Annotated in this window: 16 protein-coding genes and 2 pseudogenes; 9 read left to right on the plus strand and 9 right to left on the minus strand. The window is 61.7% G+C overall.

Features of this window, described 5'->3' with window-relative positions; genetic code table 11:
- Window positions 1-24 precede the first annotated feature (24 nt).
- Window positions 25-2,136: an alpha-amylase gene (locus ACTG2W_RS07545; protein WP_106842415.1), complete on the plus strand. Its 2,112-nt coding sequence runs from the start codon at window positions 25-27 to the stop codon at window positions 2,134-2,136.
- A 75-nt stretch (window positions 2,137-2,211) separates the two neighbouring features.
- Here ACTG2W_RS07545 and ACTG2W_RS07550 read toward each other — a convergent pair whose 3' ends face one another.
- The gene (locus ACTG2W_RS07550) at window positions 2,212-2,838 is read right to left on the minus strand and encodes a glutathione S-transferase (protein WP_106842414.1); all 627 of its coding nucleotides are present in this window, start codon (window positions 2,836-2,838) and stop codon (window positions 2,212-2,214) included.
- Window positions 2,839-3,009: 171 nt separating this feature from the next.
- Between ACTG2W_RS07550 and ACTG2W_RS07555 the strand changes: the two genes are divergently transcribed.
- The 4 genes and pseudogenes from ACTG2W_RS07555 (at window position 3,010) to ACTG2W_RS07570 (ending at window position 6,582) form a co-directional block, all read left to right on the plus strand.
- Entirely contained in the window at window positions 3,010-3,654 is a 645-nt protein-coding gene (locus ACTG2W_RS07555) for a response regulator (RefSeq protein ID WP_005338467.1), read from the plus strand.
- A 113-nt stretch (window positions 3,655-3,767) separates the two neighbouring features.
- A pseudogene (locus ACTG2W_RS07560) lies at window positions 3,768-4,363 on the plus strand (TetR/AcrR family transcriptional regulator).
- Between the two features lie 82 nt (window positions 4,364-4,445).
- On the plus strand, window positions 4,446-5,324 hold the full coding sequence (locus ACTG2W_RS07565; RefSeq protein WP_106842412.1) for an alpha/beta hydrolase: 879 nt from the start codon (window positions 4,446-4,448) through the stop codon (window positions 5,322-5,324).
- Between the two features lie 112 nt (window positions 5,325-5,436).
- Entirely contained in the window at window positions 5,437-6,582 is a 1,146-nt protein-coding gene (locus ACTG2W_RS07570; protein ID WP_100654300.1) for a patatin-like phospholipase family protein, read from the plus strand.
- Between the two features lie 28 nt (window positions 6,583-6,610).
- Here the strand turns inward: ACTG2W_RS07570 and ACTG2W_RS07575 are convergent, their stop codons facing one another.
- Entirely contained in the window at window positions 6,611-8,563 is a 1,953-nt protein-coding gene (locus tag ACTG2W_RS07575; protein WP_181281551.1) for a monovalent cation:proton antiporter family protein, read from the minus strand.
- 118 nt (window positions 8,564-8,681) lie between these two features.
- On the opposite strand from ACTG2W_RS07575, the gene ACTG2W_RS07580 reads away from it, so the two are divergent.
- Window positions 8,682-9,584, plus strand: a complete 903-nt coding sequence (locus tag ACTG2W_RS07580; RefSeq protein WP_106842411.1) for a GGDEF domain-containing protein — start codon at window positions 8,682-8,684, stop codon at window positions 9,582-9,584.
- Between the two features lie 83 nt (window positions 9,585-9,667).
- Here the strand turns inward: ACTG2W_RS07580 and tilS are convergent.
- Window positions 9,668-11,025, minus strand: a pseudogene (tilS, locus tag ACTG2W_RS07585) (tRNA lysidine(34) synthetase TilS).
- 180 nt (window positions 11,026-11,205) lie between these two features.
- Between tilS and ACTG2W_RS07590 the strand changes: the two are divergent.
- On the plus strand, window positions 11,206-13,239 hold the full coding sequence (locus tag ACTG2W_RS07590; protein ID WP_181281550.1) for a M13 family metallopeptidase: 2,034 nt from the start codon (window positions 11,206-11,208) through the stop codon (window positions 13,237-13,239).
- 58 nt (window positions 13,240-13,297) lie between these two features.
- Complete coding sequence (locus ACTG2W_RS07595; protein ID WP_106842408.1) at window positions 13,298-13,735, plus strand: PliI family lysozyme inhibitor of I-type lysozyme; 438 nt, start codon at window positions 13,298-13,300, stop codon at window positions 13,733-13,735.
- 76 nt (window positions 13,736-13,811) lie between these two features.
- Here ACTG2W_RS07595 and pdxY read toward each other — a convergent pair whose 3' ends face one another.
- The 6 genes from pdxY to ACTG2W_RS07625 form a co-directional block, all read right to left on the minus strand.
- Window positions 13,812-14,672, minus strand: coding sequence for a pyridoxal kinase PdxY (gene pdxY / locus ACTG2W_RS07600; RefSeq protein WP_106842407.1), 861 nt, complete (start codon window positions 14,670-14,672; stop codon window positions 13,812-13,814).
- A 93-nt stretch (window positions 14,673-14,765) separates the two neighbouring features.
- The gene (locus tag ACTG2W_RS07605) at window positions 14,766-16,898 is read right to left on the minus strand and encodes a lysine decarboxylase CadA (protein ID WP_106842406.1); all 2,133 of its coding nucleotides are present in this window, start codon (window positions 16,896-16,898) and stop codon (window positions 14,766-14,768) included.
- A 77-nt stretch (window positions 16,899-16,975) separates the two neighbouring features.
- The gene (cadB, locus tag ACTG2W_RS07610) at window positions 16,976-18,310 is read right to left on the minus strand and encodes a cadaverine/lysine antiporter (RefSeq protein WP_100646560.1); all 1,335 of its coding nucleotides are present in this window, start codon (window positions 18,308-18,310) and stop codon (window positions 16,976-16,978) included.
- A gap of 739 nt (window positions 18,311-19,049) precedes the next feature.
- Complete coding sequence (cadC, locus tag ACTG2W_RS07615) at window positions 19,050-20,603, minus strand: lysine decarboxylation/transport transcriptional activator CadC (protein WP_021229174.1); 1,554 nt, start codon at window positions 20,601-20,603, stop codon at window positions 19,050-19,052.
- Between the two features lie 392 nt (window positions 20,604-20,995).
- A complete protein-coding gene (gene yjeH / locus ACTG2W_RS07620; RefSeq protein WP_440016158.1) occupies window positions 20,996-22,276 on the minus strand; it encodes an L-methionine/branched-chain amino acid transporter in 1,281 nt (426 codons plus the stop codon).
- 101 nt (window positions 22,277-22,377) lie between these two features.
- Window positions 22,378-23,277: a LysR family transcriptional regulator gene (locus ACTG2W_RS07625; protein WP_100646564.1), complete on the minus strand. Its 900-nt coding sequence runs from the start codon at window positions 23,275-23,277 to the stop codon at window positions 22,378-22,380.
- 155 nt (window positions 23,278-23,432) lie between these two features.
- Here ACTG2W_RS07625 and ACTG2W_RS07630 point away from each other — a divergent pair, with 155 nt between their 5' ends.
- The gene (locus ACTG2W_RS07630) at window positions 23,433-24,455 is read left to right on the plus strand and encodes an MBL fold metallo-hydrolase (protein WP_106842402.1); all 1,023 of its coding nucleotides are present in this window, start codon (window positions 23,433-23,435) and stop codon (window positions 24,453-24,455) included.
- Window positions 24,456-24,510 lie beyond the last annotated feature (55 nt).

Genomic DNA, 24,510 nt, shown 5'->3' on the forward strand with positions numbered 1-24,510 from the left:
ACTGCCTTGCTCAAGGAATGGCTTATGCGTCGTGCTCATTACTTATCCCCTCTCTGGCTCGCCCTGCTGGCCGCCCCTCTGTTCACCCAACAGGCGATGGCCGCCCCCGAGGTTCGCCTCTATGTGGATGGTCAACCGGTAGCGGCACCGATCGCGCTGGACAAGGGCACGGTGGAGCTGACTCACCCTCTTGCCAAGGGGAGCCACCAGATCCGCATCAGCGACGCAGACAACAGTTGCGGCACCAGCTTTGGCCCGAGCGAGAGCAAGCCACTCCTCTTCGGCACCGCCCAGCCGATGGACAAATGCAGCAAGGAGCAGAGCTTTACCCTGCGGGTGATGCTGGCGGGGGAGTATCAGTTCAGCTTCAACCCGGATACCCCGAGCCTCAAGGTGTTGCGGGCGACCAAGAAGAGCGAATTCAAACGCCAGCCACCACAAGAGCCCTGCATCAACTGGGATGGCGGCCCGGTCACGGTGTCGCTCAAAGGGGTCTGGCCCGACGGCACCCGACTGCGGGATGCCTACTCGAAACAGGAGGCAGTGGTCAAACAGGGCAAGCTGACCCTGACCCCGAGCAAAGAGAGCGGCGGCCTGCTGCTGCTCGAGCCGGTCAAGGCAGCCAAGCCAGCACCGTTCAGCTGGGATCAGGCGAGCGTCTATTTTCTGCTGACCGACCGCTTCAACAACGGCGACACCGCCAACGACCACAGCTTCGGCCGCCAGAAGGATGGTCAGGATGAGGTAGCCACCTGGCATGGCGGTGACTTCAAGGGGCTGACCGAGAAGCTCGACTACATCAAGAGCCTCGGCATGAACGCCATCTGGATCACCCCCATGGTGGAGCAGGTTCACGGCTTCATTGGTGGCGGCGAGCAGGGCAACTTCCCCTTCTACGCCTACCACGGCTACTGGGCGCTCGACTTCACCAAGATTGACCCCAACTACGGCGATGAAGATAGTCTGAAAACCCTGGTGGATGAGGCCCACAAACGCGGCATGCGGATCATCCTCGACGTGGTGATGAACCACGCCGGTTATGCCACCCTCGCCGATCTGCAAGATCTGGGGCTCACCGAACTGACCCAGAACAGCGGCAAACTGCCGACCGTCTGGAACCAGTGGCGACCGAGCGGCGGCCTCAACTGGCATGGCTACAACCAGTTCATCAACTATCAATCATCCGCGTGGAACAAGTGGTGGAGCGGTGACTGGGTGCGCGCCGGTCTGCCCGGCTACCCGCAGCCCGGCACCGACGATGTCACCGGCTCGGTGGCGGGGCTGCCGGACTTTCTGACCGAATCGACCAAACCGGTAGGGCTGCCGCCGTTGCTGGCCGCGAAAAAAGACACCCTCGCCAAGGCGCTGCCCGATGCTACCGTGAGTGACTATCTCATCGCCTGGCACACCGACTGGGTGCGCCGCTTTGGTATCGACGGCTTCCGCGCCGACACCGTCAAGCATTTGGAGCCCGAAGTGTGGGCCAAGCTCAAGCAGGCGGGCACCGCTGCACTCAAGGAGTGGAAGACCAACAACCCGAGCAAGGCCCTCGACGATCTGCCCTTCTACATGGTGGGTGAGGTGTGGGATCACGGGGTGGCCAAGGATTTCTGGTATCAGAACGGTTTCGACTCCCTGATCAACTTCGACTATCAGCGCGAGTTCGCCCTGCCCCAGGCCCAGTGCATGGCCAGCGCCGAGCCCACCTATGCCAGCTACGCCAGCCGCATCAATCAGGATCCCGAGTTCAACGTGTTGAGCTACATCAGCTCCCACGACACCAAGCTGTTCTTTGGAGACTATCAGGATGTGCCGCTACAGCGCCGGGTCGCCAACAGCTTTATGCTGCTGCCGGGCGGCATCCAGCTCTACTACGGCGACGAGTCCGGCCGGGGGCTCGCCAAAGATGGCGGGGTGTTCGATCAGGCGCTGCGCTCGGACATGAACTGGCAGGAGCTGGCCAGCGGAGACAAGGCCGAGCTGGTCAAGCACTGGCAGCAACTGGGCCAGTTCCGCGCCGCCCATCCGGCCATTGCGGCAGGCAGCCACCAAAAACTCTCGGATGCCCCCTACGCCTTTGTGCGGGAGAAGGGGGATGACAAGGTGGTGGTGGTCTTTGCCGGCCGGCAGAAGTAACACTTGAGCCACATTCACCAGCAGCAGAGAGGGGAGCCACTGGCTCCCCTCTCTCGTTTATCTATCTGCCACGGTTCACTGTGACTGGCGCGCTGCCACCGGCCACTGCAGGCGAGCTTTGACCAACATCTCTTGCCACAGGGGCCAGGCCAGCAGCGCCTGCTGATAGGTTCCGGCCTGACCGGGCAACAGGATGCCGTAGCTGGCCAGCCGGTAGGCCATCACCGCATAGAAGGCATCGACAATGCCCGCCTCGCCAAAGTAGAAGGGGCCCCGCGTCTGCGACCAGATCTCCTGCAAACGGGCCAGCTCACCGACCGCCTCCACCGGGGGATCGATACGGGTTGGCGCCCCAAGAAAGAAGGGGAGCAGAGAGCGGATCTGCCGAAATCCCGCGTGCAACTCGGCGCAGAGGCTGCGAGCCAGCGCCCGCTCGGCCAGCGAAACAGGATAGAGCTGGCGGTCGGGACAGAGCTCGTGAACATATTCGGCGATGGCCAGCGAGTCGTGAACCCGCACGCCATCGTGTTCGAGCCAGGGCACCAGACCGGCCGGTGCCAGCCGCTTGAGCCGCGCCAGCGACTTGGCATCCTCCAGATCGAACACCTGCTCCTGCCATGTCAGCCCGCTCATGGCGAGCACCAGTGCCGCCCGCATTGCCCAGGTGGAGCCGGTGCCCACCGCCAATACCAAGGATCCCATCTGTTGCCTCCTGCATGAGTTGCCAGCGACCGGCCGATCTGCCCTTGATGGCAAAACATCCGATGGTCGCTTCACATTTGCGCACCGGCGGGTTTGACCCTCTTGGTGAGCGATGCTAGTTTGATTTTTCAAAACAATCAGTTAGCAACAATGTGAGCCATTAACCGAAATATGGACAGCCAATTTACCATCGTCATCGCAGATGACCACCCCCTGTTTCGGGGCGCCCTTTACCAAGCGGTGCACATGGCCATCAACGACGCTCAATTGCTGGAAGCGGACTCCATCGACAGCCTGACCAGCCTGCTCGGCGAGCACCCCGAGGTTGACCTGCTGCTGCTCGATCTCAAGATGCCGGGGGCCAATGGCTTCGAGGGGCTGGCCCACCTGCGCGGCCAGTATCCCGACCTGCCCATCGTGGTGGTCTCCGCCTCGGAAGATGCGGCCATCATCCAACAGGTGTTGCGGCTTGGGGCGCTCGGCTTTATTCCCAAATCGGTACCGATGAAGGAGCTGGTCAACGCCCTCAATACGGTGATCGGGGGGGATAACTGGGTGCCGGAAGGCATCTCGCTCCATCCCGAATCGGAAGATGGCCCCGATTTCGCCAGCAAGCTGGCCAGCCTCACCCCCCAGCAGTACAAGGTGCTGATCATGCTGCGCGACGGCAGCCTCAACAAACAGATCGCCTGGGAGCTCAACGTCTCCGAAGCCACCATCAAGGCGCATATCACCGCCATTTTCCGCAAGCTCGGGGTCAAGAACCGCACTCAGGCGGTTATCGCCCTGCAACAGCTCGATATCAAGGAGAGCTGAACCCCGCGCGCAGTGACACGCGCGAGACGACATAGCCAGCCATGCTGGCTATTTGTTGCTCGACAATTAGCACGATCGTACTTTATGCTGCCAGCGCCAACGAGGAGAGAGTGATGAGCAAGGGGCGCCTGACCCGGGAAAACATTTTGCAGACTGCCTTTGAGCAGGCGAGCCAGCAAGGGCTGGAGAGCCTGACCATCGGCTCGCTGGCCAGCGCCTGCGAAATGTCCAAAGCGGCCTGTTTGCCCACTTTCAATCCCGCGACAATCTGCAGATCGCCGTGCTGGAGTACGCCGCCGAGGTCTTCCGGCTGCGGGTGATCCAGCCGGTACGCCAGCAGGAGCACCAGAGCCAGCACGACAAGCTGATCGCCCTTCTGCGGGCCTGGCAGGCTTGGAACCACTGCTTCGCCGGACGCTGCATGTTCCTCGACGCCTGGACCTCGGTGCAGGATGGCCATGAGCAAGAGAGCCCTGTACAACAAGCCGCTCGGCAACTGGTGCGCTTCTGGCTCGACTATCTGGCCCGTCAGGTGGTGCAGGGTCAGGCCGCAGGCGAGTGGCGACAGGAGATGGATCCCTGGCGCGCCGTTTATCGCCTCTATGGCCTCTATCTGGCGGATCAGGTGTTCAACGATCTCGAACTGTGTCAGGATCCGGCCCGCCACTTCTGGCCCGAAGTGGACGCTCTGCTGAGCAGCTGGCGCTGATGTTTTGGCATCCGTTCAACACTAATTTTTAAAAACCAACAAAAAAGCACGACCGTTCGCACATAAAAACCACAGGATGACCATGAGCAGCAAGATCTACTTCAACACCCGCCGCTTCAGCCCGAGCAAATGGCTGCTGGGGATCGGCACCCGGTTGCACCACAGACTCGCCCCCACCCATGCCAAACGTACCGCCAGCAAGTTGCTGCTCACCCCCCAGCGCAACCAGCGGAATGGCCACGAACCTGCCGGTCTGGTGAAGCAGGCCGTCCATACCAGCGAAGGGGTATTGATGAGCTATCGGCTAGGTCAGGGGCCGCTGTGGCTGCTGATGCACGGCTGGTCCGGCAGCGCCAGCCAGTTCTATCCGCTGATGAGCCATATCGCCGCGCAGGGTTTCACCGCCGTTGCCTACGATCATCCGGCCCACGGCCAGAGCGCGGGCAACACTGGCCACCTACCCCGTTTCGTGCGCGCCTTCGACGAGCTGGCGACCAAGCTGGCCAGCGAAGCAGGCCCGCTGCACGGGGTCATCGCCCACAGCATGGGAGGCGCCGTCACCCTCTCCAGCCGTCAGGCGGGTATCGATACCCTGCCGCTGCTGTTGATTTCGCCGGTGCTCGACTATGTGCCCCAGCTCTACGGCATGGTGGCACGCTCCGGCTACTCCATCCGGTTGTTCGATGCGGTGGTCAAGGAGATTGAGCAAGAGTACCAGCACCCCTTGAGCACGGTTGATCCGCTGGGTCGCCTCGCCAGTCGCAGCGGCGCGGCAATGATCGTGCACGACGAGGAGGACAGATTTGCTCCGCACGGCGATTCCTTGCGGGCCAGTCAGGATGGTCATACCCGGCTGGTGAGCACCCGGGGACTGGGCCACGGTCGCATCCTCGCCAGCGCCCCGGTATTCGCCGCCTTCGATCAGCTGGCTCGACCGGAAAATCCTCACCGCGCCCTTTGACATGGGGTCATGAAAAAAACGGGCAAGCGCCCGTTTTTATATTTGATACAGCGCCTTATAGTTAATTTGTCAGTGGGAACATTCTTGTCAGAACACGATAAGGCGCCAGCATATGGCCAGACCCAATACAGCGTTGTTGCTCACCGGTGGCGGTGCTCGCGCCGCCTATCAGGTCGGCGCCCTCAAGGCGATTGCGGAGCTCTACCCGCGCAATCTCGGCATCCCTTTTCCCATCCTGTGTGGCACCTCGGCGGGGGCTATCAATGTCACCGCACTGGCCTGCTACGCCTCCTGCTTCCATCTGGGGGTGCGCAAGCTGGAGTGGGTCTGGCGCCGCTTCGAGACTCACCACATCTTCGATTTTCACCCGGGGCGCCTGCTGTGGCGGTTGATGTACGAAGGGTCGGCAGGGCTGATCAATCCCCACACCAACCACGCCTTTCACCTCTTCGACAACGCGCCGCTGCACCGCCTGCTGGATCAACTCATCGACTATCACCGCATCGATGACAACATCCTCTACGGCAGTCTGGAGGCGCTGGCCATCACGGCGTCGGATTACGATGACGGCCTATCCACCACCTTCTTTCAAGGGCGGGCCGACCACCATCCGTGGGAGCGGGCCAGACGGCGCGGGGTGCGCACTGTGCTTACATCGGAGCACCTGCTCGCCTCCTCGGCGCTCCCCTTCGTCTTTCCGGCCACCCGGATCGGCGAGAAGTTCTACGGCGACGGTTCCATCCACCAGCTGAGCCCGCTCAGCCCCGCCATCCATCTGGGTGCAGAGCGGATCCTGCTGATCACCCTGGATCCGCCAGCGCACTCGGCGCCGACCCATCATCACGGCCATCTCACCAGCTCCAATATTGCCAGCCATCTGCTCGATACGGTCTTTACCGACACCCTCAACTCCGATCTGGAGCGGCTGTGGCGCATCAACCAGACCCTGGATCTGATCCCGGAGCGGGAACGCAATCGCCTCAAGCTGAAACGGGTGGAGACCTGTGTGCTGAAACCGAGTCAGGATCTCGACACCATCGCACTAGCCTACCTGCGCAAACTGCCACTAAAGTTGCGCCGCCTGTTGCGGGTGCTGGGTGTGAAGGGGGATGAGACCAGCAGTCTGGCCAGCTTTTTGATGTTCTATCCGGGTTATTGTCAGCAGCTGATCAAGCTGGGCTATCAGGACACTCTGAGGGAGCGGGAGCGGGTCACCGCCTTCCTCGATATCGAAGGGCTGCCAAAAGAGCGGGAGTAAAGGGCGCTGCCGATGAGTGCGAGGGGACTCAGCGCCCCTCCAGCAAACGCTGCTCCGCCTGCTCCATCGCCACCACGGTACCAAACAGGATCAGCCGATCGCCAGCCGCCAGCACCAGCTCGGGTCTGGGTTCCAGACTCTGATCCCCGCGCTGCACCTCCTTGATCCGCACCTCATCGAGCGGCAACTCGCGCACTTCATGGCCTACCGCCCACGCCTGATCGTGCAGCAACAGCGGATGGAGGCGTTCGAGCAGCTGATCCGCTTCCAGATTGCTGGCGCTCTGATCCCCCCAGTAAAAGCCGTGCAGGAAGCGATACTGGCTGCTGCGCTCCAGCTCCATCCGGCGGATCACCCGACCGATGGGGATATCGCAATTGAGCAGCAGGTGGGAGACCAGCATCAGGGCCCCCTCCTGGGATTCGGGGATCACCTCGAAGGCCCCCGCCTGCTTGTACTGCTCCAGAAAACTGTCATCCCGGGTACGCACCAGCACCTTGAGATCCCCCGCCAGTTCGCGGATCAGTGCCAGCATCGCCTCCACCCGCTTGCGATCATCGAAGGTGATGATCACCAGCCGCGCCCGCAGCAGCCCGGCGGCCAGCAGAATATCGCGGCGGCTGGCATCGCCGAAGGCCACCTGCTCCCCCGCCAGCTTGGCCTCGCTCACCCGCTCGGGGTCGAGGTCTAGGGCCAGAAAGGGGATCTCCTCGAGCTTGAGAAAGCGGGCACAGGTCTGCCCGGCCCGGCCAAACCCGGCGATGATGACATGCTGGTTTTTGCTCAGGCCCGACTGGGCGACTTCGGAGCGGGTCAGCAACGCCGGATCGGTGAGGCTGCGGGCCAGCGAATGGGCCTGGGTCACCAGCCAGGGGGTCATGGCGATGGAGATAATGCCGATGCCAATAAGCAGGGAGACCAGCTGCTGATCCAGCAGGCCGTGGTGCAATGCCAGCGCCAGCAGCACGAAGCCGAACTCCCCCACCTGACTGAGCATGATACCGGCGGCCATGCTGTCGCGCTTTCGCTCACCCATCAGCCGCCCAGCCAGCAGCACCAGCAGGGATTTGCACAGCACCAGCAGCACCACGCAGATCAGTACCTGCCACCATGCCCGCGCCACCAGCTCCCACTCCATGGCCATGCCGATGGTGATAAAGAAGAGCCCCATCAGCACGTCGCGAAAGGGCTTGATGTCTACCTCAAGCTGATGACGGTAGTGGGACTCCCCCAGCATCATCCCCGCCAGAAACGCCCCCAGCGCCATCGACAACCCGAGTGAATGGGTCATGTAGGCAGCCAGCAGCGCCACCAGCAGGGCACTCAGCACGAACAACTCGTCGGAGCGGGCTCGCGCCACCTCGTGAAACAGCAGTGGCAGCAACCACTTACCCACCGCCAGCAGGGTGAAGAGAGCAAACAGCCCCTTGAGAGTGGCCCAGGCGATCTCGGCGGCCAGGGCGCTGCCCTGCACTTCCGGCTGGGCGAGGATCGGGATCATCACCAGCAGGGGCACCACCGCCAGATCCTGAAACAGCAGCACGCTCACCCCCAGTTGGGCGCGGCGGGTATGGAGCTGCTTCTGCTCGCCGAGCTGCTTGATCACCACAGCCGTCGAGGAGAGTGCCAACGTTCCCGCCACCACCAGCGACTGGGCCAGACCCAGCCCCCACCACCAGCCGATGGCGAAGAAAAGCAGTGACGTGAGCAGCACCTGCAACATCCCCACCCCCAACACCAATCGCCGCATCGCCAGCAATTTCGGCAGGGAGAACTCCAACCCCAGCGAGAACATCAGAAAGACGATCCCCAGCTCGGCAATGGTCTGCATGATCGACTGACCGGTGATCACCGCCAGCCCGTGGGGGCCGAGCAAGACGCCGGCAATCAGGTAGGCGAGGATGACCGGCAAGCCGAGGCGCCGGAAAGTTGCCACCAGCAGGACGGCGGCGAACAGCAGGATCAACAGGTCGGTGTACAAATTTTCCTCTCCTTTTATCGACTTAAGCTTAGTCAGCCGATCTGGCGGGCAGGAAAGATATATTGGGCATGCCAATTGCAGGGAGGAGACAGTAGTCAGGTGTTACAGGTGGAAGACCATGGAAAATACGTCGTCACTTAATGGCTTTAGCCATGGCATCGAGCAGTGGGTTCGCCAGATGGAGCGGCTCACGCCGTTGCCCAGCGTTGAACGCAACCAGTTGCTCGAGCAGTTGTTGGGGCAGAGCGATCTCGGCGGTCTGCTGACAACTTTTGCCGATCGTGCGGCAAGAATTGTCAGGATCCACGGTCTCTACCTCGATTGTGGCCAGCCCCATGTGCTGATCCAGCACCCGCCGCTAGCCACCCTCAACCCGCACAACTATCCGTTCGAGCTGCGCGGTCAGCATGGCCAGCTGCTCGGCCAGCTTCACTACGAGCTGGAACATCCGCTGAGCGGCAGCCAGCAACGGGTACTGATGCAATACCATCAGCTGCTCTGCCTGCTGCTGCCCCTCTATCTGCGGCTGGAAAAACTGGATCAGCTGGTCCGGCTCGATCACCTGACCGGCCTTGGCAACCGCTCCTACTTTGACGAGGCTATCGGTCGCGCCATCGAGCAGCACAGCCGCGAGCCACATGGTCTGGTGCTGGTGCTGCTGGATCTCGATCGCTTCAAGCAGATCAATGACACCTGGGGTCATCCGGTGGGGGATCTGGTGCTGAGCCGCTTCGCCCAGTTGCTCAAGGGGTGCATCCGCAGCACGGATCAAGCCTTCCGGCTCGGGGGAGATGAATTTGCCCTGCTGCTGCAACCGGCCGAACCCGAGGCGTGGCGCCCGGTCTGGCTGCGACTGCAGCACATGTTGATGACCAACAAGGAGCTCAGCACCTTCTCGGTCGGATGCAGTCTTGGCGCCGCCAGCTGGCAATCCGGGGTCGATGTGCCGAGCCTCTACGAGGCGGCCGACAGCCACCTCTACGCCCGCAAAAAAGCAGGCAAGGCCAGCTCTAACGAATAATCCCGAACTCTTCTTTGCTCCGGCACATGCGCGCCATATGACCGGAGCTTCTTTTTTTGGGGTCCCCGCTCACACCGATCACCTCAGGCAAGATCCTGCTCGGGCAAAACCGGGGCGGCACCGCTTCCCTGCCAGTGACAGACCAGCCCGGCACTCTGTGCCATAAAACCGTCGCAAACAAAGAGCCCCACCACCGCCGCCACCTGCTCGCCATAGTAGAGGATGGGAATGCGTCCCCGTTGCCACGAGGGAACACCATACTCTTGCAGCAGCTTCTTCATCCGCCGACTGCCGCTTCGCCCCACCGGTTTGAGGGGGATCCCGGGCGCCACCTGAAAGCGCACCGAAAGGGGCTCGTCCGCTCGGGGGGAACGAAGCAGATCCTCGCCGTGCTCCGCCATGCGCACCACCAGCTCGCCCAACCCGTCCGGCAGGGGCAGCGGCTCACCCACGGTCAGCGGCAATACCTGATGGCAAGGTTGCAGGTCAGGGCTCACCAGATAGAGTCGCTCCTGAAAACGGCGGCAGCTCTGGCGCCCCCAGTTGAGCTGGGGATTGGCATCGCCGCGCGCCCGCGCTACCTCCTGCCAGAGCCGGGCAAGCTGCTCACGGGATGGCATCTCCCCCCCTGACGGCGGATCCAGTAGCGCAGCAGGTTGTTGCGCCGGGTGGGTGAAAGGGCGTGCAGCGGGCCGATATGGAGCGCCTCCCCCTCACCCGCCAGCTGCCAGTCGCTCTCGGCCAGCTCATCCAGCAGCGCCTCCTGCTCGGCGCACAGGGCCATGCTGCGCGCAGCGGTCTGGGCCATGGCGGGCCAGCGCGCCTTGAGCTGGGGGATAAGCGTCTGGCGCAAAAAGTTGCGGTCATAACTCACGTCCTGATTGCTCTCATCCTCCACCCAGCCAAAGGGGAGGCTCGCCGCCGCCTCGGCCAGCTCGGCACGACTCATATCGAGCAGCGGGCGCAGCAACAGGCCACCGGCAAAGGGCTGGCTTGGCAGGATCCCCGCCAGACCGCGCAGACCGGCGCCGCGCTTGAGGGCCAGCAGCAGGGTCTCCAGCTGATCGTCCTGATGGTGAGCGGTGAGCAGCCACTCCCCCTCCCGCATCCGGGCGGTCAGCCGCTGGTAACGGGCTGTGCGGGCCTGCGCCTCCAGACTCTCGCCATTGCCACGGGCCAGAGTCACCCGCTCGATCAGCAGCTCCACCGCCAATTGCTGACACACGGCTTCACAATGAGCGACCCACTCATCGGCATGGGGACTGAGGCCGTGGTGCACGTGCAGGGCACGAACTGGCAGGCCATGCTCGCGGGCATACTGGGCCGCCAGCACCAGCAGCAGGGTGGAGTCGAGGCCGCCACTGAAGGCCACCAGCAGACCGGTGGAACCTTCCGGCGCTGGCATAGTCAGACAAAAGCGAGAATAAAGATGAGAAATCATAGGCTTCCCCAAAACGGACCGGCCGATCTTAGCAGAGTCGGGCTTATCAAGCTGCAACCCTGCTGCTAGAGTGAGGCTCGCCCGCCCTCTCCACCAGGCTGGCCACAAGGCGGTCGCACAACCGGTTGGAGCAAGGAAGATGGGCAGGGAAGCAAACAACCCGAATTGGAATCAAACAAGATGAACAATAAGAAAAGCTTACTGGCCGGCCTGATTGGACTGGTACTGCTGGCTGGCTGCAGTCAGGCACCGCAAGACTCCCCCAAACACTCCGGGCTGGCGCTGGCCAATATGGACACCCAGGTCAAACCCGGCGATGACTTCTTCCGCTACGTCAATGGCAAGTGGCTCGCCACCGCCAAGATCCCCGACGATCGCCCCGCCGATGGCGCCTTCTACATGCTGCGGGACAAATCCCTCGCCGATGTGCGGGTGCTGGTAGAGGGGCTGGCCAAGCAGGAGGCCGCCACCGGCACGCCGACCCAGCAGATCCGCGATCTCTACGCCAGCTATCTGGATCAAGCAGGCCGTGACGCCAAGGGGCTCACCCCGCTGGCACCGGCGCTGGCCGACATCGATCGGATCGGTGATCAGGCCGCACTGGCCCGTGCCTTTGCCCAGTCGGGCCGCATGGGCGGCGGCGCGCCGTTTGGCATCTGGATCGACGCCGATGCCAAGTCCCCCGACCGCTATGCGGTCTACCTCTATCAAGGTGGATTGGGGCTGCCGGATCGGGACTACTACCTTAAGCAGGATCCCGAGAGTCAGGCCCTGCGCCAGAAGTACCAGCAGCATATCGCCGCCATGCTGAGCCGCCTCGGGGAATCTGACCCGAGTGGCAAGGCCAAGCGGATTCTGGCCCTCGAAACCCGGCTAGCCACCATCCAGTGGGACAACGTCGCCCTGAGGGATCGGGAGAAGAACTACAACAAGCGCCCCGCCAGCGAACTGGCACGGCTCGCCCCCCATCTCGACTGGCAGGCTTATCTCAATGCCGCGGGCATTGCTGGCCAGCCGGAGCTGATCATCGGTCAGCCGACCTATCTGAGCGCGCTGGATCAGGTGATGGCCCAGACCCCCATCGCCGACTGGCAGGCCTACCTCAAGTGGCAACTGCTGACCGACTACGCCCCCTATCTCGACAGCGAGACCGACCGGGCCAACTTCGCCTTCTACGGCACCACATTGAGCGGCACGCCCAAGCAACGCGCCAGCTGGGAGCGGGCACTCGGGGTGCTGAACGATCATCTGGGTGAAGCGGTCGGCCAGCTCTATGTGGCCCGCTACTTCCCGCCAGCGGCCAAGGAGCGGATGGAGCAGCTGGTGGAGAACCTGCGCACTGCCTACGGCCAGAGCATCAAGGAGCTCGACTGGATGTCGCCCGAGACCAAGGCGCAGGCACTCGAGAAGCTGGCCAAGTTCCGCCCCAAGATCGGCTACCCCGACAAGTGGAAGGATTACAGCGCCATCGCCATCAAACCGGATGATCTGGTGGGCAACCTGCAACGCTCGCAAGCCTTTGAATACGCAGATAGTCTGGCGCGCCTCGGCAAGCCGGTCGACCGGGACGAATGGCACATGTCGCCGCAAACGGTGAACGCCTACTACAACCCGAGCAACAACGAGATCGTCTTCCCGGCGGCCATCTTGCAGCCCCCCTTCTTCGACATGACGGCGGATGATGCGGTCAACTACGGCGCCATCGGCGGGGTCATTGGCCACGAGATGGGCCACGGTTTTGATGATCAGGGGGCCAAATCCGACGGCGACGGCATGATGCGCGACTGGTGGACACCGCAGGATCTCAAGGAGTTCCGCTTCCGCACCAGCCGTCTGGTGGCCCAGTACAACCGCTTCGAGCCCATCAACGGCCAGTTCGTCAACGGCCAGTTTACCCTGGGGGAGAACATCGGCGATCTGGGCGGCCTCACCATCGCCCACAAAGCCTACGAGCTGTCGCTCGATGGCAAGGAGGCGCCGGTGTTGGACGGCTTCACCGGCGAGCAGCGCTTCTTCCTCGGCTGGGCGCAGGTGTGGAAGGGGATGTATCGCCCCGAGCTGATGCAGATGCTGCTGCGCTCCGACCCCCACTCGCCGCCCGAGTACCGGGTTAACGGTGTGGTGCCGAATATTCCCGCCTTCTACGAGGCATTCAACATCCAGCCGGGGGACAAGCTCTATCTGCCGCCCCAGAAGCGGGTGAAGATCTGGTAACAGCATCACAGCGGGCCCCCCGGAAGCCCGCACTCAAGAGACAGCAAGAGGTTGCAAGATGAACAGAGCATTGATGATGGCAGGGCTGCTGACCCTGCCGCTGGCGGCACAAGCCGAAGAGGGATTTAGCAAGCAACTGACCCTCCCCTCCGGGCAGGTGATCCGGGTGGCGCAGGGGGTGGGTGAACCCGCCTCCATCGGCAGCTATGATGTGCGGCTCTATTCGGGCCAGAACGCCCAATTTCCACTGGATGAGTTTCAGGATGGCAAGGTGATGTCTCGTAACGGCTTTATCCGGGAGCTGAAACTGGTCGATTTGAATGGCGACAAGCAGCCCGAGCTGGTGGTCATCATCGAGAGCGCTGGCAGCGGCAGCTATCAGGATGCCGATGCCTACACCGTCAGTCCGCAAGGGGAGCTGGAGATCTTCAATCAAGTCAAGGAGCTGGAGCCCAAAGAGGATGTGGTCAAGGCGCTCAAAAGCCCGCAAGACTAAGCCCTCTCCCCGAATCTGAAATATAAAAAGCCCTGATGATCAGGGCTTTGTTGTTTCTGCTGTTGGCGTAACCAGCTCAGAGGCGGGTCGCCCGGATGGAGACCTGCGGCAGCGCCATCTCGTGCTGGGCAGCCACCAGTTGCAGCTCGTAAGCCCCCGCCAGCCAGGTCCGGGCCAGTACCGCATCCACGCTGGCGTTGGTAAGTTCGAACGCCGCTACCGGGGTACAACCCGCCAGCAGATTGGCCAGCATGGTGGCGCTCAGCAGATCCCCCACCCCGATGGGGTGGCGGGCAAAAGGGTAGAGCGGGCGGGAGAGGTGAAAAGTCCCCTCCTCGCACACCAGCAACATCTCGAAGCGGTCCATGGCAAAGCCGGCCTTGCCCAGATGCTTGACCATCACCAGCTTGACCCCTTGCGCGCGCAGCTGCTGGCACGCTTCGATGGCCTCCGGCACATTGCGGATATCGCGGCCGGTGAGCTGTTCCAGCTCCAGCAGATTGGGGGCCAGCATATCGGCGCAGGCTAGTGCCCGGTTTTTCAGAAAATCGGCGACGCCGGGTGCCACTATGCACCCCTTGTCGGGGTGACCCATCACGGGGTCACAAAAATAGAGGGCGGCCGGATTGAGCGCCTTGAGCCTGGCCACTGCAGCCAGGATCTCCTCCCCCTGTTCGGCCGAGCCGAGGTAGCCACTCAGCAGCGCATCGCACTGGGCCAGCACGCCGATCTCCGCCAGCCCGTTCACCAGCTGACGGATATGGCCGCCGGGCATCACCATCCCCTGCCAGCCTTCGCTGTATTGGGTGTGGTTGGAGAACTGCACCGTGTTCATCGGCCACACCTCGATCCCGAGGCGACGCATGGGAAAAACGGCGGCGCTGTTGCCGGCACAGCCAAAGACTACGTGGGATTGAATGGAGAGCACTCGCTTCATGGTTGGCGACTCACGCAATAAGAACAGGAATTCCGGAGGGAAAAACGGGCCTTGCGGCCCGTTGTTGTCACTTTCGACTGTTGTCACTGTCGATTAACGCAGCACCTTGACGGTGTAGCTGCCATCGGCCTGACGATAGAGGCCGTGGATGTCGGTCTCGAAGCCCGGGTAGTGGGCACCGATCTCGCACAGCATCTCGAGGAACTCGAGCACCGGCAGAGAATCCTGGGTCACCATCTCGCCCGGCAGTACCAACGGAACTCCCGGCGGGTACGGCAGGATCATGTTGGCGCTGATGCGGTCAACCATGTCACGCAACGGCACCTCTTCCAGATTGCCCGCCAGCTCTTGCTGCCATGCAGCATGCGGGGTCATCTTCATCTCCGGCAGCACGTCGAACGCCTTGAACATCAGCTCCGGCAGACGATATTTGCAGGTCAGATCATGGATGCTCTGGGCCAGCTCCTGAATGCGCATCCCTTCGTAGAAGCTCGGGTCTTCACGATAGAGGCTCGGCAGTATGTTCTTGATGGTCAGGTTCAGATCGTAGCCACGCTTGAACTCGGTCAGGGCACGCAGCAACTGCATCGCCTTGGACTGATCGATACCGATGGAGAAGAGGAACAGCATGTTGTAAGGGCCGGTCTTCTCGACCACGATGCCGCGCTCGTCCAGGAACTTGGAGACCAGAGAGGCAGGGATGCCCTTCTCCAGCAGCTTACCATCACGACCCATACCCGGGGTCAGCAGGGTAACCTTGATCGGATCCAGGTACATGTGGTTGTCATCGATGTCCTTGAAGCCGTGCCAGTCATCTTTCGGATCCAGCTTCCAGCACTCGACGGTGTCGATGTTGTCCGGCTGCCATACGTCGAAGAACCAGCCTTCGCTCTGATCACGCAGACGCTTGATCTCTTTGCGGAAGGAGATGGCGCGATCGATGGAGTCCTTGATCAGACGCTTGCCGGTGTTGCCACGCATCATGGCAGCGGAGATCTCGGTAGAGGCCACGATGCCGTACTGCGGCGAGGTGGAGGTGTGCATCATGAAGGCTTCGTTGAAGGTCTCTTCCTCCACGTCACCCTTGATGTGGATCATCGAGGCCTGGGAGAAGGCCGCCAGCAGCTTGTGGGTGGACTGGGTTTCGTAGAACACCTTGCCCGGCATGGCTTCGCCGCTCATGCCGCACTTGCCTTCATAGATCGGGCTGAAGTTGGTGTAAGGCACCCAGGCACTGTCGAAGTGGATGTAAGGAGTATCCAGCGCCTCCTTGATGAAGCCGGTGTTGTAGAGCAGGCCATCATAGGTAGAGTTGGTGACGACGGCGTAACGGGGAGCCTGGGCACCCGGTGTCGCGGCAACCTTGGCAGCGATGGTGTCGCGGCTGAATTCGCTCTGCGGGATACCACCCAGAATGCCGTAGGCGTTGCGGGTCGGACGGAAGTAGATCGGCGTCACGTCGTTCATCATCATCAGGTGAGTGAGCGACTTGTGGCAGTTACGGTCAACCAGCACTGTGCTGCCGGCCGGCGCGGAGTACATGCCGACGATCTTGTTGGCAGTGGAGGTGCCGTTGGTAACGATATAGGAGCGATCGGCGTTGAAGGTACGGGCGATGTACTCTTCGGCTTCCTTGTGCGGACCTGAGTGATCCAGCAGGGAGCCCAGCTCCGGCATGGAGATGGAGACGTCAGCCTTGAACGCGTTCGGGCCGTAGAAGTCATAGAAGATGCTGCCGGCCGGGCTCATCTGGAAGGCGGTACCACCCATGTGACCCGGAGTACAGAAGGTGTATTTACCCTCTTCCACGTACTTGAACAGTGCCTTGGTGAACGGCGGCAGGATGGCGTCCTGATACTCCTGAGTGGCCTGACCCATCTTGAGGGCGATGTCGTCAGCCATGCCGAGACGGTACTCGAAGAAGTGCACGTTCAGACGCAGGTCGGTCAGGTGAATATCCAGGGTGGACTGGTCGTTGGCGAAGGCGAAGATCGGCAGCTTCTCGTTGCGATCGTGGATCTCCTTGCACAGACCCAGGGAGTATTTGTCCCAGTCGAAGATGGCGCCGCAAACGCGCGGGTTCTTCTCGATCAGTTTCAGCAGGTCGGCGACGTCGACCGGATAAACAACCTCGAAACCCTTGCGCTCGAGGGAGGCTTGCAGCTGGCGAATGGGTTCTTCTTTAAAGAAAACGCCCAGGTGGTTGAGGATGGCAATGATATTCATCGTAATGCTCCACACGTAAAGGGGCGCTCTCCATCAGGAATGGTGAGTGAAGAGCGCTCGGAAGATAAAAGGGGAAATCAGTTGCTGGGTTGTTCGTTCAGCAGGGCATCGTGCTGACGCAGACCCAGTTTTTTGGCGTAGAACATCAGGATGATGAGCGACACCACGAAGGTAGCTGTGAGGTTGGAACCCTTGGCACCCATCAGGGCTACCAGACAGAAGACGCAGGCCACACCGGAGAAGATCATGGCGCCGATGCTGCGGGAGGTCATGCCCTCGAAGCGGATCAGGTTAATGCTGGAGTAGAAGTAGGGCAGCATGGTCAGCAGCACCGCATCTGTGGTCAGCACGTTGAAGAGATCGGCAGCGTGGGCGGACTGGGAGGTGAAGGCGGTCAGGCCAACCATCAGGGCAGTCATCTTCAGGGAGCCCAGGATCAGACCCTTCTTGGCCACGCCGTTCTTGTCCACTTCACCGTAGATTTTCGGGAAGTTGCCGTCGTTGGCGGCACGCTTGCCCGCCTCGCCCACCAGCATCATCCAGGAGCCCAGCGAGGTGAAGCAGGCCAGGGCGGTGAAGGCAGAGACAAACGGCGCAGACCAGCTACCGAAGATGGCGGAAGAGGCCATGGCAAACGGGGCGCCGGAGGCTGCCACTTCACCGGCTGGGAACATGCCGCTGATCACCTGGGTAGAGAGGATGTAGATAACACCGGCGATACCGGTACCCAGCATGGTGGCGAGCGGTACGGTGCGCTTGGGGTTCTTCACCATGCCGGAAGAGACGGCGGCAGATTCAACACCGACGAAGGACCAGAGGCAGATCAGCACGGCGCTGATGACCGCATGCAGGTCGCTGCCACTGGTAGTGTTCCAGTTCTGGCTGTAGACGGTGGCATCAAAATGACCCCAGCCCATCACCGCAGTACCGACAACCGGCAGCAGGATCAGCACCAGACCCAGGGTACAGAGTCGGCTCACCCAACTACCGCCAAGCAGGTTGACGAAGGTGAAGATCCAGACGGCAGCGATGGTGGCTGCGGCGGCCGGAATTGGGCTGTTGAGAATGGGGAAGAAGACCGAGAGGTAGGAGACGCCGGTAATGGCGATGGCCAGGTTACCGATCCAGTTGGCGTGGTAATAAAGCACACCGGTCTGGAAACCGAACACCGGAGAGATCTCGCCAGCGTAAGCAATGGGGCCACCCTCTTGCGGGTTCTTGGTAGCAAGGCGGGCGAAGACAAAGGCGAGGCCCATGGCGCCTACCAGACAGATTGCCCAGCTAAAGACAGAGATGGAGCCGATGGTAGCCAGTGCCGAAGGCAGCAGCGCGATGCCACTCCCCATCATGTTGCCGGCCACCACACCTGTACAGGCGATAAGGCCAATCTTCTTGCTCGTATCTAGGGACATAAGATCTCCGGTTCTATAAAAGGTCGGGTCGTCACATACACATTTGGCGGAACGCCCCGCCAAAGAATGGGCACAGACTAGGCCTCTCATCCCCGGAAAACATAAAGACCAGCTAACGGATAAAAATATGAGGCAACTTTTTTCGCCGCCTCAGTATTTTTGATGAAAACCATTTAAAAACAGTCAATTGACATCACATCACACAGCCGTCTTGATAAAACCTTGATATCCCTCCGCCCAATTTTTCCCCTTGATAACCCCCTTATCTCGCCGTCTTGATATTTTTGGCCAGATAAACCCGGGATAAAGCGGCTCCCATTGCGCCTACTCCCCTTGTAACCATTCGAACGCCCTGCTGATCATCACCCTGAGTGGCCGCTCACCTCCTGTTCTCCCCTCAGCTCGGCTCATCACAATCCAGGCTCAGAGGTAAAGCGCAACGGCGATAACCGGTCAGCAATGAGAAATAGGTCGAGACAGACAGCTTATCCCGCCGCCAACAACGAGCAGATGTCACAAGCTGCGCGCGGCGTGAAGCCGGGCAGAATGCCGCGTGTAAGACAAAGGCAAGTGGGGATAGTGGGGAGCTGCGGGGGATAAATCGGGCCGTACCAGAGCGATTATCCCCGGTGGCAAACAAGCAGGATTGAAACAAGCAGAAACCACACAGGCCGCCCGAAGGCAGCCTGTGGATGGGGTCGGCAACCGCGCCGACCGGGGAAAACCCAACACTGCGGAGTTAGAAGAGCTTTACCTTGCTCTGGCCCAGCGCATTGAACAGAGCCGGGGTGAGGCTCTCCATATTGCTGTAGAAACCGAGCTGCTGGCAGAGCAGATAGGTCTGCTCGGTCGCCTCCATCAGGAAGGCCTGACTGTAGGCATCCCCCGCCGCCTCGGGGCGGCCGTCCAGCTCCGCCAGCTTGCCCTGCAGTATGTAGTAGAGCACCGAGCGGCCGCGACTCGCCGCCTTCTCCAGCAGATAGTTGGCCTGCTGTTGCTGACCGTTGAGGATCGCCTGCAGGGTCAACGCCTCCCACACCCGGGCTGGCAGGGCGCCGCTGTTTTGCACCACGCTGGCGAGATGAGTGCCAATCCCCTGCAGCCGCTCGCTCTCGGATTTGCCCGCCAGGGTGGCCAGCGCCTCGCCCGCCAAATAGCGCTCCGCCAACAGCAGCGGCTGATCCGGATGGGCAATCAGCGCCTGCTCCAGCAGATCGATGCCCCGCTTGAGGGCCACCGGATCCCGGCTGTTGATGTAGTACTGCGCCTCCATCATCGCCATCAGGGAGGCATCATCGGTCGGCCAGCCCATCCCCGGCTCGGCATCGGGTTGGTCGAGGGCACGCAGCAGATCCTGGCTGCTGGCCTGCAACACACCGTGCACACTGTGGCGACTGAGCTGGTACTGATGGCTGAACAGCACCCGGTTGGTATTGATATTGCGATACTCCAGATCGAGATAGGTGCCACGGGGCTGGCGGGTGACCCGCACACTCAGCTCCTTGCCGGGCATGATGCCCCCCATCAGAGTGGTAGCACCGTACTGCACCCGCAGCGGCGTCGCCACGGCCACCTCCCCCATCAGGGCTCGGGTAATGCCATCGGCGAGGCGCACGTTCTCGTTGTTGTCATCCATGCCGGAGTGGAAGCGGAACACCAGCAGATTGGGATCCAGCATGGCATGCACCTGGGGGCTGGTGTGCTGGTAGCTGAGCATGCTGACAATGGCGATCAGCACGATGGCAACGAAGATATCGAAACTCACCATCTTCCAGCGGCTGCGGGCATCCTTGGCATGGGTGGAGATGGCGCGGGTCAGGGGCCCGGCGGGAAAAGGGGCGACATTGGGCTGTGCATCATCATCCTGCTCAGCCACGGGTGGGCTCAGATCGGAGAGCGTCGGGTTGTCGGAGAGAGCGGTATTGACCGCAGGAGCGGGCTGCTCGTCCGCCATCACCACGGAAACCACCTGCAGCGGCCTTACCGGTGCCACCAGCTTGTAGCCGCGCTTGGGCACGGTGACGATATAGTCGGTCGCATCGGTGCGACCATCTTTGAGGATCTTGCGCAGTTCGAAGATGGACTGGGTCACCACCTGATCGGTCACCTCGGCGCCATCCCACACCTCGTTGATCAAGGCATCGCGGCCAAACACAGTGCCGGCATTATGGGCCAGAAACCGCAACAGGTTGACCAGTCTGGGTTCGAGGTAGACCTCGCGGTCGGGGCGACACAGCATGTTGTCGTCAACGCTCAGGGTCCAGTCGTGGATCTCAAAAACCGATTCGCTCATGATTCACTCGCTGCAGATGGTGACAATGCACGATGAGAGAGACGCAAAACCCGGGCTGACTGAACGGAACAAGGCGCTATCACCACAGGTGACAGATAAAAAGAGAACCGAAGCAATCACATCTCTGAGAGTCAGTCTGGCCAGGCCATCCTGTTTACGTCTGAAGGGCATCCTTGCGGGCATTCCGACCACCGGGATCGGAGGGGATCACTTTAAGCAAAACGGGAGCTGGATCCCACTTTTTTTGGCTATAAATCGCCGTTGAGTTGATCCGACACCGCACTTTTCGGCAAATAGCGTGCCAACTAGTATTCATATGAACATCCCATATGCCGGAATCAAAAAGCCCTGAACATCAGGGCTTTCTCATTTCTTCGACCATCGGGGAGACGTTACTTCGCTACCGGAAGCGCATCCTGCTGACGACTGCGGCACAGATGACGCCGCCACAACGAGAAGCCGCCGTAGCCAAGACTGAGCACCACCGCATAGAGCACCTGAGTGGCGAGCGCCACCAGCACCAGAGCGCAGAGCAGCACGCTTATCCCCGCCAGCCCCTTGCCTACCCCGCCGAGCAGACGCCAGCCCGCCGCCATGCAGAGCAAATAGACCAGCACGAAGTTGCCGTTGGCGTAGCGGATCAGCTCATCGAGCGGCAGTCGCAGCCAGATGATAAGGGTGATGCAGATCAGACAGATGGCGAGCACCAGAGTGAGCGCCCGCAGCGGCGCGCCGCGCGCGGTGAGCACGGCCAGCGAGGGGGGCAACTTGCCTTCCCGCGCCATGCTCCAGATCAGCCGGGCAAAGCCCTGAATGTAGATGTTGATGCTGGCAAAGCAGGAGAGGTAACCGAGCACCGCCACCAGCCACTTGGCGGTGGGGCCGAACAGCAGCGCCAGCAGGGAGGGAATGGCGGTGGCGTTTTTCGCCTCATCGCCGTAGAGGCCATATTTGAGCACCACCAGCGAGTGGATCCAGTAGATAAGCCCCGCCAGCAGCACCCCGCCGAGCAGGGCGATGGGGTAGTCCCGCTCCGGCCGCTTGAACTCCTCCCCCATATGGGCGAAGGCCTCGAGCCCGACGAAACACCAGAACATCACCGCCAGCGCGGTGGCCATAGGGGGCCACTCGTCCGAGCTCGGCAGCGGCCGGGCCGCATCGCGCCAGCTCACCTCCCCCTTGAACCAGATCAGCAGGGTGAGCCCCAGAATGGCGAGCGCAATCAGCAATTGCAGGTTGCCGGAAGATCGCGCACCGCGCAGCCCCAGCAGAAAGACCCCGAGCAGGGTCAGCAGCTGGATGGCCCAGAGGGTCCACTCCCCCATATCAAACAGGGCGTGCCAGAAGCCGGCGGCAATCATCAGGGCGGCAGGCAGCCCCACCGGCAGCACAGCCAGAAACAGGAAGGCGGAGAAGCGCTCGGCGCCGTTGCCAAAGGCGAGCCCAATCAGGTGCGGCGCGCCGCCCGCATGGGGATAGCGACGGCCGAGGCGAGCAAAGGTAAAGGCGATGGGCAGCACCAGCGCAATCAGCAGCAACCAGGCCCAGAGCGAGGCCCCACCCGCCAGCGAGGCGGCGGTCGCAGGTACCACGAAGATCCCGGTGCCGAGCAGCGAGGTGGCGAGCAGCCCCATCCCCTGCCAGAGCCCGAGACCCTTTTTCAACCCAGACATATCCTTTTGTCCCGACTAGAAAAACATCCCGCCATGTTAGGCCTCCACCACCCCTTTGTTAAGCACGATGGTTAAGCGCGGCTGCGAGAATATGCAGCCTTTTATTCGGGCTCGGGCCCAGCTTGCAGGGACTCGGCCAGAAAATCCCCCAGCAGGGTGATTTTGAGCACCTGCCGCCGCGCCGCCGGATAGATGAAGTAGAGGGTCTTGGCCGGGCTCTGATAGCGGCCAAGCAGCGGCAGCAGACGCCCCGCAGCGATATGCTCACGCACCTGTTCGGCTGGCTGCAAGGTGATGCCAGCCCCCGAGAGCGCAGCCGTCAACAAGGCTGGCCAGTGATTGATGCGCAGGCGCGAGGCGACCCGCACCTCCTCGCTCTGACCATCCTCACCAACAAACTGCCAACGCTCGTGCTCGCCCCAGTTGCCGTGCAGACACTGGTGGCGAGCGAGATCGGCCGGATGACGGGGTACGCCGTGGCGATTGAGGTAGTCGGGGGCCGCGCAGAGGCGGTAGTGCTGGGTCAGCAGCGGACGGGCGATCAGCGCCTCATCCTGCGGGCGCAGGGTGCGGATGGCGGCATCGAACCCCTCCTCCACCAGATCGACCCAGCGCGGGGTGAGCTGCAGATCCAGATCCAGCTTGGGGTAGCGGTCGAGAAAAGCGGGCAGCAGCGGCACCAGCCGGTGGTGGCCAAAGCTGAGGGGGGCGGCGATGCGCAGCCGTCCGGCCGGCTCGGCCAGCAGGTTCTGGGTGAGCGACTCGGTCAGTGCCAGCTCCTCCAGCACCCGCTGACAGCGAGCGAGAAAAAGCTGGCCCAGCTCGGTGAGGGTCTGCTGGCGGGTGGTCTTGTGAAACAGCTTTCCCCCCAGCCACTGCTCCAGCCCCAGCACATGCTTGCCCACCATCTGGGCGCTGATCCCCTCTTCGCTCGCCACGGCGCTGTAGGAGCCGAGATCCACCACCCGGGTGAAGATACGCATGCTGGTCAATCGGTCCACAACCCCTCCTTTTTGCCCGTTTCAAGGCCGTTTGGCCCGCGACCAAGGCCCTGATTCACAACCAGAAGTTTAGTAAGAAATGGATTTTAGCCAATTTATTCAACTTTTAGTTACCAATACAGTGATGCCGTCCCTTCCCCACAGGATAAATTCCCATGAAAAGCACCTATCTGGCCGCATTACTAGTCGGTCTGCTGGCCAGCGGCGCCAGTCAGGCTGCCGAGAGCAGCTTTATCAGCAACCACGATCAAGCCCCTGCCTCAGCAACTCAAGCCCGGCCCGATATCTTTCGGGTCAGCCTGCTCGGCACCGGCACTCCGGTGCCCCAGATCAGCCGGGGCGGCTACAGCACCCTGGTCGAAGCGGGCAACCAGAAGCTGGTGTTCGATTTTGGCCGCAACTCCGCCACTCGCCTGTGGCAGCTGCATATCCCCATCGGCCGGGTCAACGCCTTCTTCCTCACCCACTTTCACTCAGACCACACCAACGGGCTGGCGGATCTCTGGCTGACCGGCTGGCTGCAACCGGCCTATGGCCAGCGCCACGCGCCGATGGAACTCTACGGCCCCAAAGGCACCACAGCTCTCGCCCGTGGCTTGCAGCAGGCCTACGCCACCGACATCGCCACCCGGGTCAAGGATGAGGGAACGCCGCTGGACGGGGTGGAGATCAACAGCCACGAGGTCACCGCCGGGGTGGTCTACAACCATGACGGGGTCAAGGTGACTGCCTTTGACAACGACCACGGGGTCAACATCAAGCCGTCATTCGGCTATCGCATCGACTATCACGGCCACAGCGTGGTGCTCTCCGGCGATACCCGCTACAGCCCCGAAGTGGTGAAGCAGGCCAAAGGGGCCGACCTGCTGGTGCACTGCGTCTCCATGACCTCTGCCGAACAGATGAAGGCCAACCCCGGCTACAAGGCGATCGCCGGTCACCTCGCCTCCCCAGAGCAGGCTGCCCGGGTAATGAACGAAGCCAAACCGGCGCTGACGGTATTCAGCCATATCGGCCTCAACGGCAAGATCAGGGTCAAAGATCTGGCGCAGGATCTGCGCGCCCGCTACTCGGGCACCTTTGTCATCGGTAACGACCTGATGCAGATTGATCTGCCCACCACGGCCTCCGGCAAGGGCTACGCCCTCTGGCAGTCGGAGAATATCGACAACAAATAGATGGCACGGATGCCGGTCAGCCATGGCCGGCATCCGCAATCGACACCGGGGGCTA

The organism is Aeromonas sp. 96A (assembly GCF_051919165.1).
Classification (GTDB): Bacteria; Pseudomonadota; Gammaproteobacteria; order Enterobacterales; family Aeromonadaceae; genus Aeromonas; species Aeromonas veronii.